At 38.7% G+C, this 17,345-nt stretch carries 20 protein-coding genes and 1 pseudogene; 15 read left to right on the forward strand and 6 right to left on the reverse strand.

All coding sequences use genetic code 11. From position 1 onward, the window contains the following. Positions 1 to 16: 16 nt before the first annotated feature. The 9 genes from FTU29_RS13665 (at position 17) to trpB (ending at position 7,271) form a co-directional block, all read left to right on the forward strand. On the forward strand, positions 17 to 346 hold the full coding sequence (locus FTU29_RS13665) for a YbaB/EbfC family nucleoid-associated protein (protein WP_180074039.1): 330 nt from the start codon (positions 17 to 19) through the stop codon (positions 344 to 346). Positions 347 to 358: 12 nt separating this feature from the next. Next, positions 359 to 955, forward strand: coding sequence for a recombination mediator RecR (gene recR / locus FTU29_RS13670; RefSeq protein ID WP_078188505.1), 597 nt, complete (start codon positions 359 to 361; stop codon positions 953 to 955). Between the two features lie 201 nt (positions 956 to 1,156). Continuing rightward, positions 1,157 to 2,299: an HRDC domain-containing protein gene (locus FTU29_RS13675; protein WP_180122388.1), complete on the forward strand. Its 1,143-nt coding sequence runs from the start codon at positions 1,157 to 1,159 to the stop codon at positions 2,297 to 2,299. 124 nt (positions 2,300 to 2,423) lie between these two features. Further along, the gene (locus FTU29_RS13680) at positions 2,424 to 2,732 is read left to right on the forward strand and encodes a YcgL domain-containing protein (protein ID WP_180011296.1); all 309 of its coding nucleotides are present in this window, start codon (positions 2,424 to 2,426) and stop codon (positions 2,730 to 2,732) included. A 21-nt stretch (positions 2,733 to 2,753) separates the two neighbouring features. Continuing rightward, positions 2,754 to 3,137 carry a hypothetical protein gene (locus tag FTU29_RS13685; protein WP_111884944.1) on the forward strand — a complete coding sequence of 128 codons (384 nt, stop codon included), beginning with the start codon at positions 2,754 to 2,756 and terminating at the stop codon, positions 3,135 to 3,137. Between the two features lie 21 nt (positions 3,138 to 3,158). Next, positions 3,159 to 4,010: a MoxR family ATPase gene (locus FTU29_RS13690; protein WP_180102468.1), complete on the forward strand. Its 852-nt coding sequence runs from the start codon at positions 3,159 to 3,161 to the stop codon at positions 4,008 to 4,010. Between the two features lie 79 nt (positions 4,011 to 4,089). After that, on the forward strand, positions 4,090 to 4,542 hold the full coding sequence (locus tag FTU29_RS13695) for a hypothetical protein (protein ID WP_180122390.1): 453 nt from the start codon (positions 4,090 to 4,092) through the stop codon (positions 4,540 to 4,542). Positions 4,543 to 4,744: 202 nt separating this feature from the next. Next, positions 4,745 to 5,932: a VWA domain-containing protein gene (locus FTU29_RS13700; RefSeq protein WP_180122392.1), complete on the forward strand. Its 1,188-nt coding sequence runs from the start codon at positions 4,745 to 4,747 to the stop codon at positions 5,930 to 5,932. 130 nt (positions 5,933 to 6,062) lie between these two features. After that, positions 6,063 to 7,271 (forward strand): tryptophan synthase subunit beta, encoded by a 1,209-nt coding sequence (gene trpB, locus FTU29_RS13705; RefSeq protein ID WP_180122394.1) that lies wholly within the window; start codon positions 6,063 to 6,065, stop codon positions 7,269 to 7,271. A 9-nt stretch (positions 7,272 to 7,280) separates the two neighbouring features. Here the strand turns inward: trpB and FTU29_RS13710 are convergent, their stop codons facing one another. From FTU29_RS13710 to FTU29_RS13725, 4 genes are all read right to left on the reverse strand, one after another. Beyond that, entirely contained in the window at positions 7,281 to 7,631 is a 351-nt protein-coding gene (locus tag FTU29_RS13710; RefSeq protein WP_180122396.1) for a hypothetical protein, read from the reverse strand. Positions 7,632 to 7,755: 124 nt separating this feature from the next. Then, complete coding sequence (locus FTU29_RS13715; RefSeq protein ID WP_111884938.1) at positions 7,756 to 8,187, reverse strand: CBS domain-containing protein; 432 nt, start codon at positions 8,185 to 8,187, stop codon at positions 7,756 to 7,758. 106 nt (positions 8,188 to 8,293) lie between these two features. Further along, positions 8,294 to 8,671 carry a DUF2750 domain-containing protein gene (locus tag FTU29_RS13720; protein ID WP_078188495.1) on the reverse strand — a complete coding sequence of 126 codons (378 nt, stop codon included), beginning with the start codon at positions 8,669 to 8,671 and terminating at the stop codon, positions 8,294 to 8,296. A 139-nt stretch (positions 8,672 to 8,810) separates the two neighbouring features. Then, the gene (locus FTU29_RS13725; RefSeq protein WP_078188494.1) at positions 8,811 to 9,044 is read right to left on the reverse strand and encodes a hypothetical protein; all 234 of its coding nucleotides are present in this window, start codon (positions 9,042 to 9,044) and stop codon (positions 8,811 to 8,813) included. Positions 9,045 to 9,266: 222 nt separating this feature from the next. Between FTU29_RS13725 and FTU29_RS13730 the strand changes: the two genes are divergently transcribed. Together FTU29_RS13730 and FTU29_RS13735 are read left to right on the forward strand one after the other, a co-directional pair. Continuing rightward, on the forward strand, positions 9,267 to 9,626 hold the full coding sequence (locus FTU29_RS13730; protein ID WP_111884936.1) for a hypothetical protein: 360 nt from the start codon (positions 9,267 to 9,269) through the stop codon (positions 9,624 to 9,626). A 109-nt stretch (positions 9,627 to 9,735) separates the two neighbouring features. Further along, positions 9,736 to 10,059, forward strand: coding sequence for a hypothetical protein (locus tag FTU29_RS13735; protein WP_078193898.1), 324 nt, complete (start codon positions 9,736 to 9,738; stop codon positions 10,057 to 10,059). Here FTU29_RS13735 and FTU29_RS13740 read toward each other — a convergent pair. Further along, entirely contained in the window at positions 9,983 to 11,551 is a 1,569-nt protein-coding gene (locus FTU29_RS13740; protein WP_180122398.1) for a pitrilysin family protein, read from the reverse strand. The genes FTU29_RS13735 and FTU29_RS13740 overlap by 77 nt on opposite strands. 126 nt (positions 11,552 to 11,677) lie before the next feature. Further along, positions 11,678 to 12,991, reverse strand: a pseudogene (locus tag FTU29_RS13745) (M16 family metallopeptidase); the annotation flags it as partial. Positions 12,992 to 13,241: 250 nt separating this feature from the next. On the opposite strand from FTU29_RS13745, the gene ftsY reads away from it, so the two are divergent. The 4 genes from ftsY (at position 13,242) to FTU29_RS13765 (ending at position 16,876) form a co-directional block, all read left to right on the forward strand. After that, on the forward strand, positions 13,242 to 14,348 hold the full coding sequence (gene ftsY, locus FTU29_RS13750; RefSeq protein ID WP_180023557.1) for a signal recognition particle-docking protein FtsY: 1,107 nt from the start codon (positions 13,242 to 13,244) through the stop codon (positions 14,346 to 14,348). A 175-nt stretch (positions 14,349 to 14,523) separates the two neighbouring features. Beyond that, positions 14,524 to 15,210 (forward strand): nitroreductase family protein, encoded by a 687-nt coding sequence (locus tag FTU29_RS13755; RefSeq protein ID WP_180122402.1) that lies wholly within the window; start codon positions 14,524 to 14,526, stop codon positions 15,208 to 15,210. A 212-nt stretch (positions 15,211 to 15,422) separates the two neighbouring features. Next, on the forward strand, positions 15,423 to 16,016 hold the full coding sequence (locus tag FTU29_RS13760) for a nitroreductase family protein (RefSeq protein WP_168379659.1): 594 nt from the start codon (positions 15,423 to 15,425) through the stop codon (positions 16,014 to 16,016). A gap of 182 nt (positions 16,017 to 16,198) precedes the next feature. Then, on the forward strand, positions 16,199 to 16,876 hold the full coding sequence (locus tag FTU29_RS13765) for a DUF2057 domain-containing protein (RefSeq protein ID WP_180122408.1): 678 nt from the start codon (positions 16,199 to 16,201) through the stop codon (positions 16,874 to 16,876). The last annotated feature ends 469 nt before the right edge of the window (positions 16,877 to 17,345 follow it).

A 17,345-nucleotide genomic window follows, 5' to 3' on the forward strand; every position in this document is an offset into this window, starting at 1 on the left:
TTGTTCGGAGATTTTTATGAACATTAATATGCTCATGCAGCAAGCTCAACGCATGCAAAAAGAAGTTGAGAGCAACATTAAAAAAGCCAAGGAAGAGCTTGCACAAGTTGAAGTTCACGCTGAAGCAGGTGGTGGTCTGGTTAAAGTTACTATGACTGCACGTCATGTAGTGAAACGTATCGAAATCAATCCTGAACTACTTCAAGATGATGCAGATATGATTGAAGACTTAATTGCAGCGGCAATGAATGATGCTTCACGTCAAGCTGAAGCGATTTCAGAAGAAAAACTGAAATCTGCAAACTCTGGTATGGGTCTTCCACCAGGTCTTTCAGGTTTATTCTAAGGAATACGTTGAATGTTTAGTGATCGTTTTGATCAACTTGTACAGGCATTGCGTATTTTGCCAAGCGTTGGGCCAAAGTCGGCTCAACGTATGGCACTGCACTTAATCATGAAAAATAGGGAAGGCGCTGTAGGTTTGGCACATGCCTTGACTGAAGCAACCAACTATATTCATGAATGTTCCATTTGCCATTCATTGACTGAAGATGAAGTATGCAATATTTGCGTCTCTTCAGAACGTGATGATCAACTGCTTTGCGTGGTTGAATCTCCTGCAGATGTCATGGCAATCGAGCAAAGTGGCAGTTTTAGAGGGAAATATCATGTATTGGGTGGACATTTGTCGCCACTCGATGGTATTGGCCCCGACGAAATTGGTATTCCATATTTAATTCAACGACTAAGTGATGGTAAAGTGCAAGAAGTGATCTTGGCGACCAATGCAACGGTAGAAGGTCAAGCGACAGCACATTATTTGGTTGAAGCGACCAAGCATTTACCAATACAAATGACCCGTATTGCACAGGGTGTACCACAGGGTGGTGAGCTTGAATATGTGGATAGTCATACTTTAAGTCAGGCCGTGCATAACCGAATGCGAATGAAGTAACTATAGAGCGAAACTCGTTTCGCTTTGTATAAAATTCACCTAATTATTTATACTTAATAACGATTAAAGTTTTTATTTATAATGAATAAAAAAGCCAAATAAAGAAAATAAGTCACTAAAATAACGTTTTTCCTCATAGATAAATAATATATATCAGTTAATATAAGCTCATAGAGCATCTAAAATTAGACTCAGCAACTTATGTATCAATTCATTCAAAATCAGCCAGATTTAAATTCTGTTTTAAATCTTATGGACCAAAGCTCGATTTACGGACTCGACACCGAGTTTATAAAAGTAGATACCCTGTGGCCCAAACTTGGACTTTTCCAAATTAATGTACAAAATCAGGTGTATTTACTTGATGGTACAACCCTCGATTTAAGCCAATTCTGGCAAAAATTATTTGCGGCTCAGCAAAACATTTTTCATGCTTGTAGTGAAGATATCGACCTGATTTATCACTATGCACAGCATAAGTCTTTAGAAAATGTCTTTGATACACAAGTTGGGATGTCATTTTTAGGGCATGGCTTACAAGTCAGCTATCAAAATGCCTTAAAAACTATGCTCGATGTAGATATAGATAAAGATCAGACACGTTCAGATTGGTTGGCTCGTCCACTCAGTGCCGAGCAATTGAACTATGCAGCGAATGATGTACATTATTTAATGAATTTAAGCCATACGATTCAGAATGAATTGGCTGCGAAAAGTTTATTAAATTGTGTGCTTGAGGACTGCAAAAATTTAACTTATGAAATTGGCACTGAAACGCCGATCCATATGCTGTATCACGATATTGGTAATTATCGACATTCACGTCGACAGCTCATGCAAATTCAACAATTGGCCGTTTGGCGTGAGCAAATGGTGAAAGCCTTAAATCAGCCACGTAGCTTTATTCTTAAAAACTCAACCATCATTGATATGGTTGAAAAAAATCCAAAAAATAATTTTCAATTGAGTGCGGTGAAAGACATTCGTCCGAACATTGTGCGTGAGCATGGTAAAATTATTTTAGATTTGTTGAAGTTTTTACCAGAACAAGCTGAATGGCCGCTGCGTATGGCACGTCCAATTCGTCATTCGTCTCAGGATATTGGTTCGCGCGTCGATACAGTCATTCAGCGTGCAGTACAAGAAACCACTGTGCCTAAAGAAGTTTTAATGCGTAAAAAATGGTTAAATGCCTTATATCAGCATGTGGTTTTTCATAATGATGAACAGGATTTACCGAGCTACCTATTGGGTTGGCGCTATGATTTGCTGACGAAGCCTTTAATTGAAGTACTGCATGCCGATGAAAGCTATCTTTCTGGTCAAATGAAAGTGATGGAATAAGTTCTGATTGATTAAAGAACTATCACTTATACAAATTCACGACTGATGCGTTAATAAACACTAATGTATCAGTCTTTTTTTTGATGTATCCTTTGCCTTGCGTTTAATGAGTATTGATTCAATTATGTACTGTTCTATCTACAAATCGAGCAAAAAAGATGAAATGTATCTTTATATTGCTCGTCCTGAAGTTAATGAAAACGAAACTGAAGCGACAGATCCGCTTGCAGTAATGCCTGATGCTTTACGTACAGCATTTGGTCGTGCCACATTTGTCATGGATCTAGAACTCAGTGAATCACGCAAACTTGCACGTGTAAACGTATTGCATGTCATAGATTCTATTGAAACAAAAGGGTTCTTTATTCAAATGCCTCCAGAAGGTTTAATTGACCCAAATGCAGTAGAGCCAGAAGGCTTGCGCGGCGCTTAAGTTAATTCAGGAGTTGTGAAAATGAATGGTGTAGTATCGGTATTGGACTCAATTCCTGAAAGCAGTATTGCAATTACGGTTTACTTAGGTGGGGCTGTAATTGCTTTGTTGTGTTGGTATGGGCTGATGAAGCGCTTACCCAAAACGATTGGTGCCATTGGTTGGCTTATCGTATTTGCTATTTTATTAACACCAACCGTTTCTGAAGGTTCAAATGCAGCAATCGCACCTGCGATTTTTGGTTTGATTTTTGGTGTATTAACAAAAGATCAGTCATTGGTTTGGTTGAATCTATCGCTGATTCTCTTTGTGGTGGGTATTGGTTTAGTCCTTGGTTATTTTTGGACCAAATACAATGCAGCGAAACCACAGCACGTTGTTAACAAGAAAATTTCACCGCTTTAAATAAAAAAATAAGGTTATATCATGTCTGTTGAAACTCAACAATTTACTGGTACAGATCAATATATTGCGACCGATAGCTTAAAACTTGCAGTAAAAGCTGCACGTTCATTGCAAAAGCCACTTTTGGTTAAAGGTGAGCCGGGGACAGGTAAAACTCTTTTAGCCGAACAAGTGGCTGAAAGCTTAGGGCTTAAGCTCATTACGTGGCATATCAAATCGACGACCAAGGCTCAACAAGGTTTATACGAGTATGACGCCGTATCTCGTCTACGTGATAGTCAGTTGGGTGATGACCGTGTTTATGACATTAAAAACTATATTAAGCCGGGTAAGCTTTGGGAAGCGTTCACCAGTGAAGAACGTTGTGTACTTCTAATTGACGAGATTGATAAAGCAGATATCGAATTCCCTAATGATTTGCTGCATGAACTCGATAAAATGTCCTTCTTTGTGTATGAGACGGGTGAAACGATTACGGCAACACAACGTCCAATCGTGATCATTACTTCAAATAATGAAAAAGAACTTCCAGATGCCTTCTTGCGTCGTTGTTTCTTTCATTATATTGAATTCCCTGACGAAGCAACCATGCGTGAAATCATCGATGTACATTTTGAAAATATTTCAAGTACCTTGGTCTCTGAAGCATTACAAATTTTCTTTAAATTACGTCAAATTCCGGGTTTAAAGAAACCGCCTTCAACCTCTGAGTTGATTGATTGGTTGAGTTTGTTGATGGCGGATGATATGCCAGAAGATATTTTACGCAATAGGGATAAATCAAAATCAATTCCACCGCTTTATGGTGCCTTGATTAAGAATGAACAAGATGTGCAATTACTTGAGCGTCTAGCATTTATGTCACGTCGTTAATTGATATCAATTCTATCAAAGATTTAAAAGCCGGTTATCCGGCTTTTATTTTGAGTATTAAAAAATATAAGGGTGAATTATGCAGACAAGAGCATACGTTTCTTGTGTACACATTGCTGTACCTAGGAGGTTTAAGTCGGCAGCACTCTTGTTGGTTGCGAGTTTTTATTTTTCTAGTTTTAGCTATGCGATGGATGATGCTCAGTTTGAACAGCAGCATCAACAGCTACTCCAGGATGCGTATTGGGCGCAAGTTGCAGAACATCAACTTAAAGAAAAGCTCATTGATAAATCAGATCATCTCGCAGCTCAAACGGCCATTCAGCAAAAGGCCTGTGCTGCAACTGTACTTGAGCTGAAATACTATGATTTTGTGATCTTGCATCTAAGTGACTTTAACCGCTATAGAAACCATCAAGGTTTTCATAAAATCGTATCTATTGAACATTTGCAGCAAGATCGCCTCAATGTTCAACACAAATATGAAACTCTTAAACAATCGCTTAATAATAGAAATGCGACTTGCGAATAAATCATGCTGTATGTGTTTCTTTGGGTAGTAGGGCAACGTATATGAACACGCAGTAAAAGCTTTTGGCTTTACTTGTAGGGATCAATTTTTCATAATGGTGGATGTAAGGCAAGACTCAGTTGCAGATGAAATAACAAGATCACATGCATTCACACTGGATTTGACCTCCTGATATTTAATTTTTATTGGATTTTATTCGCCTATGTTTGTGCGATTGTTTTATACCCTTCGAAAATACGGTGTTCCTGTTTCAACTCGTGAATTGATTGACTTGAACCAAGCAGTGGCAGTAGGGCTGGTCTTTGCAGATCAAAATGAATTTTATCAGCTTGCAAAAACCGTCATGGTCAAAGATGAACGTTACTTTGATAAGTTCGACCGCGCAATGAAAGACTATTTTGACGGTATATCGACCTTTGATTTGGATGAACTATTAAATCAGGTGCATAAATTGCCAAAGGATTGGTTTGATCTTGAACTCATCGAAAAACATCTAACACCTGAACAACGAGAAGAATTAAAAAAAGCCGGATCATTAGAAGAATTGATGAAAATGCTTGAAGAGCGTTTACGCGAACAGCATAAAAAGCATCAAGGTGGTAATCGGATGATCGGTACGGGCGGTACCTCGCCCTTTGGTGCCTATGGTGACCATCCTGAAGGTGTGCGTATCGGTGGGCCTGGTCGTAAACGATCTGCGGTGAAAGTTTGGGAACAACGTCAATACCGAAACCTAGATGATGAGCAGATTCTCGGTAGTCGTCAGATGCAGATGGCTTTGCGTCGTTTGCGTAAATTTGCCCGCCAAGGTGCAGCAGAAGAGCTAGATATCGACGGAACCATTCGTGAAACAGCCAAACAAGGAATTTTGGATGTGCAGTTGGTTCCTGAACGACGTAACCGCATTAAAGTCTTGATGCTGTTTGATGTTGGGGGCTCGATGGATTCACATATTGCCCAATGTGAGAAGCTCTTTACCGCGGCTAAAACTGAATTTAAAACCTTAGAGTATTTCTATTTCCATAACTGTTTATATGACTATGTGTGGAAAGATAATATTCGCCGTTCAAGCACGCGTATGAATACTTGGGATCTATTCAACACCTATGGTCGAGATTACCGCGTCATCGTGGTCGGTGATGCGAGTATGGCACCGTATGAATTGAACTCTGTAGGTGGTTCTGTGGAGTATATGAATGATGAAGCGGGTCAGGTGTGGTTACAGCGCTTACGCAATCATTTTGATAAAACAGCATGGTTAAACCCCGAAGAAGAAAGTTATTGGCATTACACCCAAACCATAGCTGTGATTAAACAAATCTTTGAAGATCATATGTTCCCAATGACCCTCAAAGGTGTGGAAGATATGACGAAATATTTAGCGCGCTAAAGCTTTAAAACGATACTTTTTTTTATCAATGATGTTTATATTACTTACTCCAATTTTGCATTTTTTCTTATTTTCAAAATTGGATAGTATTTAAAAGTCTTTGTTCTGCATACAACATGAAGGAAATATGATGGATCATCAAATTAATGGTATCGCATTACCTAATGAAGAAGGTTTCTTCGGTGAATACGGTGGGCAGTTCATTCCACCAGATTTAAAACAGGCAATGGATTACATTAATGTTGCTTATGAGCAAATTCGTCATACAGAAGAATTTCAAAATGAATTGAAAGAGTTGTTTGCACATTATGTTGGACGTCCAAGCCCATTGTTTTATGCGAAGCGCTTGTCTGACAAATTAGGTGGGGCACAAATCTACCTCAAGCGTGAAGACCTTAACCATACTGGCGCGCATAAAATTAACCACTGCCTTGGCGAAGCATTATTAGCAAAATATATGGGTAAAACCAAAGTGATCGCAGAAACTGGTGCAGGTCAGCATGGTGTGGCATTAGCAACGGCTTGTGCCTTGGTGGGTATTCCATGTGAAATTCACATGGGGCAAGTGGATATTGAAAAAGAACATCCAAACGTGGTGAAAATGAAGATTTTAGGTGCCAACCTAATCTCTGTTACTCGTGGTACAGCTACGCTCAAAGATGCAGTAGATAGCGCATTTGAAGAATATTTAAAAGATCCAACCAATTTTATTTATGCGATTGGTTCAGTGGTTGGTCCACATCCATTCCCGAAAATGGTTCGTGACTTCCAGTCAATTATTGGTGATGAAATTAAAGTTCAGACCAACGAGCGTTTTGGTGCAAATCCTGACTATGTGGTTGCATGTGTGGGTGGTGGATCCAATGCCGTTGGTGCATTTACAGCATTCCTCAATGACACCGATGTTAAACTTGTGGGTGTAGAGCCGGCTGGTCATGGCTTAGATACCAATATGCACTCTGCGACGTTGACATTGGGTAAGCCAAGTCAAATTCATGGCATGGCATGTTATGTCCTTGAAGATGAACAGGGTGAACCATTACCAGTGCATTCAATTGCATCAGGTTTGGATTATCCAGGAGTGGGGCCACAACATAGCTTGTTAAAAGACCTAGGCCGTGTTGAATATACAACAGCGACAGACCAAGAATGTTTAGATGCATTCATGACGCTTTCACGTGTGGAAGGTATTGTTCCTGCACTAGAAAGTTCACATGCGGTTGCTTGGGCAATTCGTGAAGCGCCAAAACTTGCTAAAGATGTGAAGATTGTGGTTAACGTTTCAGGCCGTGGCGATAAAGACTCAGACTATGTGGCTGAAAAATTAGGTTTAAATTAATTACTGCCATTAAAAAAGACTAAGCTGCTCATCATCTGTTGATGGTGCAAAAATCTTTTGCAGTTGTATAGCCCGATCTATATTCGAAGTATCCCAGTTTTTAACTGGGATATTTTTTTTGACATAATTTTTATAAAAAGTGTGGTTAATGCTTGATGTAATTGGAATTAACTCAGGATGTAGCGCATAAATAATAGCTTTTGCATCTAAAATTTCAGCGATAGAAGTAGCAATCTCCAAATTAATCGTACGTCGGTGGTATTGCAGCAGTTCATCGTCTTTCATAGAAACCATCAAGCGTTCCAATTCTAAAATGATGGCATCAAGGTGGGCTAGTTTATCTAAAGCAGATTTCAACATAATAAATGAAATTGAGAAAAGTAATTAATTTGTATTGTGTATGTCATTACATTTGGTGAATTATATGAAAAATTTTGATTTCTAGATTCCCCCCTTAAACTTTATTAAGGGGGAGTTATTGAGTTTAGCCTGAAATATATTGTTGAAGTTGTTCGATCAGTTTGCGTTGATCATCCATTGCTGCTTTTACAAGGTCGCCGATGGAGATTAAGCCAGTTAATTTCTGTTCCTCAACGACAGGTAAATGACGTAAATGGCGATCTGTCATAAGCTCTAAACATTCTTCGACAGTCGCTGCACTTGTCACGGTGATTACGCTCCCAGTCATAATTTCGCTGACAGAGGTATCGAAAGATGTTCTTTCCATCAGGGCGATTTTACGTGTGTAATCACGCTCAGACAAAATACCAACGACTGTGCCTTCATGGGTCACAACGAGGGCACCAATGCCTTTTTGTGCCATCAGGGAAATGGCTTCGAGTACAGTCGCATCTGGGGTGATGGTGTAGATTTCTTGATAAGCTTTGTCTCTAAGTACTTGGGCAACTGTAGTCATATTTTCATTCCTTTATAGTAGTTTTTGTTTAATTTAAATTAGCGCGAAATTTGAAAAAAGCAAATACTTTTCAGTGCATGCAGAGGTCAAACATGCATTGAGGGTTTTATGCCATTTGAATCTTATCTTGGTTAAAAAAGAATAAACGCATTTGTGAGGTTGTGAGCTTGAGACGGATGTGACTTGAGCTATGCAACGCAGGGATGACCTTAAGGCGTGTCAATGTCGGTAATAGCGATGCCTCAAAATCTTCTGGTGTAATGCGTCGTGGAGTGTAGTTGGGCCAATGCTTTTTGGCATATTTATGCGCTTGAATGCCATTTAGCCAAAACGGGAAGATAATATGATCTTGATCGCTGGTCATTGCCCAACCTTGTTGGTGGTAGAGACCCCAAAGGACTCCACAGTACATCATGGTTTTTAAAATACTAATTTTGAAAAATAAATCTTTTGGAATAGGTTTATATTGCTTTAATTTAGACATCATATGCAGCGTGTTGTTGATGTTGCTCCTATTGTAGGAAATTCTTATGAAAAAGCTGTGTAAGCTTTGAACTGGATTGTAAGAATTTATGTAGTCAAAAGTTGAAGGGTGTAAAAAACGCCACCTTAGTGACGTTTTGTTATGCTTGCAAGGTGGCCATGTTCTGCCAATATTGCGCTTTGAGTGAGTCACGTTCTACGCGGAAGCCTTGATAATAAAGTTCAGCCAAAAATAACGCTGCTTTACCATGTCCAGCACGAGCTGCATCTTCCAATTCATGAACTGCATCGCTGAAGTTCATTTGAGATTGAATTGTGTTTACCGCATTTGCGTATACATGTTCGAGTTCATGTTGAGAGAATTGTTGAATCATATTTAACTCCTTATTCTAATTATGATCATTAAGGGCCCATTCTTTAGCCCTATTAACTAATTTAACTAAGTATTATTAAACTAATATTACAATTATCTTGAATTGTCAACTATTCACGTAAATATTTCTAATTTGCTATAGTTTACATGATTAAACAATGGACAATTGTTTTCGTGAGTAAAATACTATCAATAAGAAGTTGTAGATAATAAGGAGAAGTAAATGACAAGAGTTTTAGACGGTTTAACTTTAGATTATCCTCCGACATTAGCGCAAATTGTGGAGTTGGCACATCTACATCGTCGCAATCTTGATGAAGCAATTTTTCATCAAGAAATTCATTTAGGGGATTTTGGTTTGGCACAGCGCAAACGTGTATATGATTTCACACGGGATTTAGATAAGGCACAGCGCTTAGAATTTTACAATGCATATAATGGCGAATTACTCAAAATCGCCGATGATGATGATTTACATCCTGCGCATGCAGAGGGTGGAATGAGTATTTTTGCAGTATTTATCGTTTTGGCGATTATTGCATTGATTCTTTATTTTGCGGTGATACGTACCATTATTCATTAAATTGTTTAGCTAACTCACAGACTGAAACAGTGGACTGATGCAGTTTTAAGCGCTGTGACTTGAACTTCTTGAACGTCAGCCATACACTACTTTGAACCTGAGGTAGTGTATGACTATTGATTTAGAAAAAATTATTCAATTCAAATCTAAAATACAGCTAGAGCAAATTTATAATATCTTTGTTTCAGTCATGATCGTGGTGATTTTGGTATTGGCTGTAATTGCCTTATATCGTCCTATTTCAGTACAGCAATACCAAAACGTGTCACGACTTGCGTTGCAGCAAAGTTATCCTGAAACACAGGAAATGGCGATGCTGCTGAGACAGCAAGATCGCATTCGTGTGGGTGCTTATCTTAAATTGATGCATGCTTATCAGATGGAGTCTGTGCGGGCACATCAACTTCCGGCTTTGGCAGAGGAACAGCTTTAGTTGCAGGGATTATCTTGGTTGGAGCTGCATGTACATTCTTCTCCAATATCTGCTGTACTTCATTTTTATCTAAGGTTTTGCTCACCACAATCACAGTCATATTTTCAGGGTTCATGTAAGTACGAACCGCATTTTGTACATCAGCTACAGTTATTTTTTCCAATAATTTTGGGTACTGGGTCAAATAATCTGGATCTTGATGATAAAAGCCCAATAGACCAAGCTGTGCATTGATCGTTGCATTACTGCTGTAATTATTTGGAAAAGCACGCAGCATGCCTGCTTTGGTTTCTTCCATTTGTTTTTGATCAATAGGCATTTTGACAAAATCATTTAAAGCCTTATGCGCAACTCGAATACTATCTATCAGCTGATCTTGACGTGTTCCATAGCTAAAGCTAAAAATACCGGGTGCTTGGCTAAAGCTAAATGCACTATAGGCACCATAAGTATAGCCACGTTTAACGCGAAGCTCTTGCATGAGGATCGAGTTAAAACCTCCACCACCAAACATTCGATTGGCTACTTCTAGGGCTAATCGATCTTTGTTATCACGTGTCGTTCCTAAATGTCCAAACATGATGTTGGCTTGGGTGGAATTGTAGGGAAGATGGATGATATCAAAGCCTTTTTTTTCTTCTGGTTGTGCAAGTGCCTTAGCTTTTTCACCTTGGTTTAAGTTTCCAGAAATACGTTCTGCAAGGTTTTGTGCTTCTTTTTTGCTTAGTTTACCTGTAATGGCAATATTCATGTTTTGAGCAACTAAAAATTGATTACGAAACTTCTTTAAAATGTCTGGGGTGATTTTTTTGATACTGCCATTGGTTCCTGTAATTGGTTCTGCATAAGGATGTGTGCCGTAAACAGCCCGATAGAAACGAATATTCATTAAGCGACTTGGACTTTCTTGGAGTTGTTTTTGACCAGCTTGGTTATTGCTGAGTGCTAAGTTGAGGCTGGAGTTTTTAAAAGTCGCATTTTTAATCACGTCCATCATCATACTTAAAGCAGGTTCTAATTTTTTAGGGTCTGACAATACGCGTAGCCGAACGACAAACATATCTCGATGTGCTTGTACGCTAAATTGAGCACCTGTTTGGTCAAAAACCGAGGCAATTTGCGTTGCATTGTATTTTTCTGTGCCTTCATCGATTAAACGTGCAGCCATGTTGGCAACACCATACAAGCCTTTTCCGACTTCTTCATCACGAGCAGAACCTGCATTAAAGGTCAGTTGAATATCCACCATAGGTAGATCTTGTGATTCAACAAACAGGCTATTTACGCCATTTCGGTTTTTCAGCACTTGAACAAGCGGAGCACGGTAGTCTTTATCAATCTGTAAATTCTTTAAACTTTGCAGCATGGGGATAGATTGTAATTGGCTCGGATTATCGTTGAGGTCGGGAACATTTTCCTTATAAGTTTCTGCATGAAGGATTGAGCCAAACGCAGTGAGTAAGCTCAGAGATAAAATTTTCGTAATAGTCATCACTAATCCTTACATGACGCTTTCAATGTTTTGGGTTGAGCTGGTCTGTTGCTCTGGAATAACAACTTCCGTTTGAGCGGATTTTACTGTTTGATCTGCTTTATTTGAGGTTGTTGGAACCTCCGTCTGTTCTGGAAGCAGATACATGGTGCTTAAATTTTCTTTGACAAAATACGCATTTGCGACACGTTGAATATCTTGTGCGCTGACGTTTTCATATAGTTTTGGTAATTCGTCCATTAGCCTGAAACTGAGCCCATTGACTTCTAAGTTACCGATCGTCTTGGCTTGGCTGCTGATGTCATCTTGGTTATAGACTAAATTGGAGACAAAACGTGTGGTGATACGTTCAACTTCAGGTGTTTTGACTAATTCTGTTTTTAAAGTGTCGATTTCATCTTGTATCGCTTTTTGCGCTTGTTCCATTTTGACGCCATCGGCAGGGAGTGCTGAAATGGTAAACAAACTGTCTCCACGATTGTATGGATCATAAGAAACACTTACAGCAGTAAGTAATTTTCTATCGCGTACCAGTTTGTCTTGTAGGCGCGATGAGATGCCGCTGTCTAAAATATTGCGAATAATATTGAGAGCATAAGCATCTTGTGGGTTTTTTGCGGTAGCCAGTGAGCGTACATTCCACGCCATATACAAATTGGGCACTTGTACGGGTAAATTTAGTTCCATATGACGATAGCCCACACGCTCGAATTCCCTCACATCGTTACGATCAGGTGTTTTACGTGATGGAATATCACCAAAGTATTTTTGAACTTGACGAATGGCTGCTTCGGCATCGACATCACCGACAATCACCAAAATGGCGTTGTTTGGGGTATACCAATCTTTATACCATTGTTTTAAATCTGCCAATTTGATGTTTTGCAGATTTTTCATGTGTCCAATGACGGGTTGACGATAGTGACTGGTTGGATAAGAGATCCATTTGAAACGTTCATAAGCCAAAGAACGAGGGTTATCATCTGTGCGCTGTCGGCGTTCTTCCATTACCACTTTAATTTCAGGGTCGAAATCTTGTTGTTGTAATCGTAAATTACTCATACGATCCGCTTCGAGCTCCAGTGCCATAGGAAAATAGGCTTTAGGATACAACTGATAATAATTGGTGTAATTAGTAAAGGTTGCAGCGTTGATGCTGCCGCCATAGATACGGCTGAGACGTGTAAATTCATCATTAGGAACTTTAGTGGTTCCTTTAAACATCATATGTTCGAGTGCATGAGAGATCCCTAATAGATTGCCCGACTCATCACTACTGCCAACACGATACCAAATATGGGTCATTACCATCGGTGCACGGTGGTCTTCACGGATAATGACCTTTAAGCCATTTTTAAGCGTGGTTTCAAAGGTGCTTCGCGTTAATTGGGTGCGTGTGTCTGCATGTAGATTGGGTGCAGACCAAAGGCAACTGCTGATGACACAGATAGGAAGCGCAGAGCGAAATAAAGTTTTAAAAAAATAAGGAGAAAATCTGTTTTTATGGGACACAAAGGAATCCATTAAAATGCATTTTATAGCTATCTAGTTTTCCTAAAGTTAATTTTGATTGCAAGTTCAACATGTTGTTTTTTAGTGTGCTTTGCTCTGACGGGCGTGTATCGACTCAATTTAAGATAACTTATGATAGAATCGTTTTTTTTAACGCAGTGCTTTTCAAGGATTCGGCATGCAACAGCAATCTCATGGGCAGAATAAATTTTTGATTGATGCTGATATCGGTGATGATGATGTCACGCTACCGAGTTTACCTGCGGTAAATGTGCCGATTATCGAGACACCGAAAGTACAGCAAGAAGTTGCTGCACCATTACAAGAAACAGAGTCAAAAACTGAAGACTCGAAGGTGAAAGGCGGCTTCTTTAGTCGTATGAAAGAAGGTCTAGCAAAGTCACGTAAGAACTTGGCAGACGGCATGGTGAATATCCTGATCGGTGGGAAGGAAATTGACGATGAACTTTTAGAGGAAGTTGAAGAGCAACTTTTGGTTGCTGACATTGGTGTCGATGCAACCAAAACGATTATTGCGAACTTAACTGAACGTACTGAACGTGGCGATTTAATTTACTCGCACTCTTTATATAAAGCGCTTCAAGAAGAACTGGTGGCATTACTTGCACCACGTGTTAAACCGCTACATATCGACAGCAATAAAAATCCGTATGTGATTTTGGTTGTTGGTGTGAATGGTGTGGGTAAAACCACCACGATTGGTAAATTAGCGAAACGCTTACAAGGTGAAGGTAAAAAAGTAATGTTGGCTGCTGGTGATACATTCCGTGCAGCAGCCACAGAGCAATTACAAATTTGGGGCGAACGCAATAATATTGCAGTTGTGGCGCAAGGTCATGGTGCAGATTCTGCTTCAGTTATATTTGATGCATTCGAAAGTGCTCGTGCAAAAGGCGTAGACGTGCTGATTGCAGACACTGCAGGTCGTTTACACAACAAAGGACACCTCATGCAAGAGTTGTCTAAAGTAAAACGTGTAATGCAAAAAATTGATGCTACAGCTCCGCATGAAGTGATGTTAGTGGTAGATGCAGGCACAGGTCAAAATGCCATTAACCAAGTTGAAATGTTTGATGAGGCAGTAGGGCTTACAGGTCTAACCATTACTAAACTGGATGGTACTGCGAAAGGTGGTGTGTTATTTAATATTGCAAGCCGTACCCATGTGCCAATTCGTTTTATTGGTGTAGGTGAGAAAATTGATGACTTACGTCCATTCTCAGCTAAATCATTTGTCGCAGCATTATTTGAAACTGATAAATAAAATGCGTTAAATGTCACATAAACTCCGCAAAATGCGGAGTTTTTTGTTTTTGAGCTTACTGATTGATTTAAAAAGCAACATGTGAATAAATCATAGTCAAAATTCAGCCTAATAAGCCCTTAGAATAAGTAAGGAATTGTTGTTTATATATAAAAATTGCTTTGGGGTGTTTAGGGTGGCGTTACTCGATAAAATTGGTCATGTATTGACTGCGGATATCACTAAAGATTTTAAATTAAAAAAGAAAAATACTGACCAAGAAGTAGAAGCGTCATTTGTCGACCAACTAAAGAAACGTCGCAGTATTTATGAGCTTGGAAAGAAGGTACATTATAGTCAGGCTTATTTGGCGGAACTGATTCAAGAGTCTGTAAGAAGTTGTCCATCTGCATATAATTCGCAAAGCACACGTATTGTGGTTTTATTTGGCGAATCTCATCAAAAATTTTGGGACATTGTAAAAGACGTACAACGCAAGAATGTTGCGAGTTATATATTTGAAGGTGTGGCGCTCAAAATAGATCTGTGTGCAGCTGGCCTGGGAACTGTACTTTTCTATGAAGATCAAGCTGTGATTCAACAATTACAAAAGAAAGTGCCATTAAGTGCAGAAGATTTTCCAGTGTGGTCGGAGCAAACGTCTGGCATGGCTCAATTCGCAGTATGGACTTCGATCGCAGATGCAGGTCTAGGCGCATGTTTACAGCACTATAATCCACACATTGATTATGCTGTTGCCGAACACTTTAATATTTCAAAACAATGGCTGCTACGTGCGCAGTTGGTCTTTGGTTCAATTGAAGGTCAAGCGCCTGAACGTTTAGAACCAGAAGATCAAGATCAGTTTAGAATTTATGAGTAATTTCTATGTGCTGTAAGTTGCTTTGATCTCTGCTTTTTAGAGCAGTAAACTAAAATCTATATGTAAATGAGTTGTGGGTATTTAGATGCTTACAACTGATTGTTCTAGAAATAAGACACAATGTTGTAAATATAGTCATGCAACGGTTAAAAACTTCACCTATTATAAATCTCAACTTAGTCAGCTAATTGAAAATAAAAAGAGGTCTTGTAATGTCATTCTTGAATCAAATCGAACAACGTCGCACAATCTATTCTATTGGTAATAACGTTACTTTATCGCAAGATGAAATTGAGCAAACCATTAAAAATGCTGTACGTTTAAGTCCATCATCATTTAACTCTCAAACGTCTCGTGTTGTTATTCTGTTTGGTGATGCACATCAAAAATTCTGGAATATCGTACGTGAAACTTTACGTAAAATTGTACCTGCAGATGCATTTGAAGGAACTAATGGCAAGATTAATAGTTTTGCAGCAGGTTTTGGTACAGCATTATTTTATGAAGATCAGGCTGTAGTAAAAGCTCTCCAAGAACAATTTGCACTTTATGCAGATAATTTCCCAGTATGGTCTGAACACTCAACGGCGATTGCTCAATTTGCTACTTGGACTGCTTTGGCTGAAAAAAATATTGGTGCGTCATTACAACATTACAATCCAATTGTTGATGCTGAAACAGCTGCGGCATTTGATGTGCCAGATCAATGGAAACTACGTGCACAACTTGTTTTCGGTTCGATTGAAGCGCCTGCAGGTGAAAAAACCTTTATTGCAGATGAAGAACGATTCAAAACATTTAAGTAATGATGGTGTGATGAATTAAAAAGGATGCATTAAGCATCCTTTTTTTATATGCAAAATTCTTGAATGAATATCAAAATAATGTCTTGAAAAAAAATATACAGTGATTGTTAGATGTCATAAGATTGTCACATATGCATTGCATAGTGCATTCGAAACTAAATAATTGATAAAGAGTGATAATGATGACTTTAAGATTAACTGTTGCTGCTGCAGCGCTGATGTTAAGTAGTGCCGGATTTGCAGCTGTAACTTTGACTGTTCCGGAAGAAATTAAAATAGTTGCAGTTAATGATCAAGAAGTTACTGGTGGTTTATTTCGATCTACGGAGAAGTATAAGCTTGATGCAGGTGAAAACCTATTAACGGTACGTTATAGCGAATTTTTTCAACATGCTGATAATTCTCACGATATTTTAAAGTCAGGTGTGGCCGCTATTCGTACTCCAGCACTGATTGATGGTCAAGAGTATCGTTTGGGTCTAGTCAATGCACCAAAAGATTTTGATGCTGCGCAAAAATATAAAGACCAACCGATATTTGGTTTGTATGACAGATCTAATCAATTACTTGTGCAGCAAGCTGGGGCGAAGAAAGAACAAAAATCGATTTTCTCCAATGGTGTTTTAGGTAATGCTGTAGATTTTACGAAGAAAGAAGCTGTACCAGAAAATCAACCGGCACCTGCTTATGCACAATCCGTAGCAGTAAAGCCAACGAATGTAGTATCTCCTGTAGCGGCTTCAAAAAATGTGACTATTAATGAAAATGGGGCAGATCAACAATTAATTCAGCTTTGGCAAAAGGCCAATAAAGCTGAACGACAAAAATTCATGAGTTGGTTGGCTGAGCAAGCAAACTAAAGTCACTTTCGTAACTTCATTGGTTTTCTTAAAATTCGTATTATTCGAAAAGTCCGTTGAATTACGGGCTTTTTAGATTAAAGAATATAAAAATCACCAAGCTAATTATAAAATTCGTTTTTCATAAAGCAAAATATACGGATATATTGATCTTTAAATAAGCAATAAATTGCTTTTAGTTTAAAAAATAAACACTCAAGCGCAATATCATAGAAATTTCTGTGATAGGGGCTTGTGTTTGTTTTGAAACTCTATAGAATACGCTGCATACCAACGCAGACAGCGATAAACGTAAGTTTTTTAGTTGTTTGATGTTGTTTTCTTATTTGCTGACGAAGCATTAAGAAGATCATTAAGAGATTATGAAGAACAACTTGTGTGGATTTTTACTGATTGATTGATCGAAATTATTTTCATTGATTGATGGTAGAAATTACTCGAAGTTTATTTGAGCAAATTTTTGTCAGTA

The organism is Acinetobacter sp. YH12086 (assembly GCF_013419345.1).
In the GTDB taxonomy this organism is placed as follows: Bacteria; Pseudomonadota; Gammaproteobacteria; order Pseudomonadales; family Moraxellaceae; genus Acinetobacter; species Acinetobacter amyesii.

Excerpts from the sequence above, each read along its gene's own strand:
- FTU29_RS13665 (WP_180074039.1), top strand. The coding sequence starts at position 17 with ATGAACATTAATATGCTCATGCAGCAAGCTCAACGCATGCAAAAAGAA.
- FTU29_RS13680 (WP_180011296.1), top strand. The coding sequence starts at position 2,424 with ATGTACTGTTCTATCTACAAATCGAGCAAAAAAGATGAAATGTATCTT.
- FTU29_RS13730 (WP_111884936.1), top strand. The coding sequence starts at position 9,267 with ATGACAAGAGTTTTAGACGGTTTAACTTTAGATTATCCTCCGACATTA.
- FTU29_RS13760 (WP_168379659.1), top strand. The coding sequence starts at position 15,423 with ATGTCATTCTTGAATCAAATCGAACAACGTCGCACAATCTATTCTATT.
- FTU29_RS13765 (WP_180122408.1), top strand. The coding sequence starts at position 16,199 with ATGACTTTAAGATTAACTGTTGCTGCTGCAGCGCTGATGTTAAGTAGT.
- FTU29_RS13735 (WP_078193898.1), top strand. The coding sequence starts at position 9,736 with ATGACTATTGATTTAGAAAAAATTATTCAATTCAAATCTAAAATACAG.
- recR (WP_078188505.1), top strand. The coding sequence starts at position 359 with ATGTTTAGTGATCGTTTTGATCAACTTGTACAGGCATTGCGTATTTTG.
- FTU29_RS13690 (WP_180102468.1), top strand. The coding sequence starts at position 3,159 with ATGTCTGTTGAAACTCAACAATTTACTGGTACAGATCAATATATTGCG.
- FTU29_RS13710 (WP_180122396.1), bottom strand. The coding sequence starts at position 7,631 with ATGTTGAAATCTGCTTTAGATAAACTAGCCCACCTTGATGCCATCATT.
- FTU29_RS13715 (WP_111884938.1), bottom strand. The coding sequence starts at position 8,187 with ATGACTACAGTTGCCCAAGTACTTAGAGACAAAGCTTATCAAGAAATC.
- FTU29_RS13700 (WP_180122392.1), top strand. The coding sequence starts at position 4,745 with ATGTTTGTGCGATTGTTTTATACCCTTCGAAAATACGGTGTTCCTGTT.
- ftsY (WP_180023557.1), top strand. The coding sequence starts at position 13,242 with ATGCAACAGCAATCTCATGGGCAGAATAAATTTTTGATTGATGCTGAT.
- FTU29_RS13725 (WP_078188494.1), bottom strand. The coding sequence starts at position 9,044 with ATGATTCAACAATTCTCTCAACATGAACTCGAACATGTATACGCAAAT.
- trpB (WP_180122394.1), top strand. The coding sequence starts at position 6,063 with ATGGATCATCAAATTAATGGTATCGCATTACCTAATGAAGAAGGTTTC.
- FTU29_RS13695 (WP_180122390.1), top strand. The coding sequence starts at position 4,090 with ATGCAGACAAGAGCATACGTTTCTTGTGTACACATTGCTGTACCTAGG.
- FTU29_RS13720 (WP_078188495.1), bottom strand. The coding sequence starts at position 8,671 with ATGTCTAAATTAAAGCAATATAAACCTATTCCAAAAGATTTATTTTTC.
- FTU29_RS13675 (WP_180122388.1), top strand. The coding sequence starts at position 1,157 with ATGTATCAATTCATTCAAAATCAGCCAGATTTAAATTCTGTTTTAAAT.
- FTU29_RS13685 (WP_111884944.1), top strand. The coding sequence starts at position 2,754 with ATGAATGGTGTAGTATCGGTATTGGACTCAATTCCTGAAAGCAGTATT.
- FTU29_RS13740 (WP_180122398.1), bottom strand. The coding sequence starts at position 11,551 with ATGACTATTACGAAAATTTTATCTCTGAGCTTACTCACTGCGTTTGGC.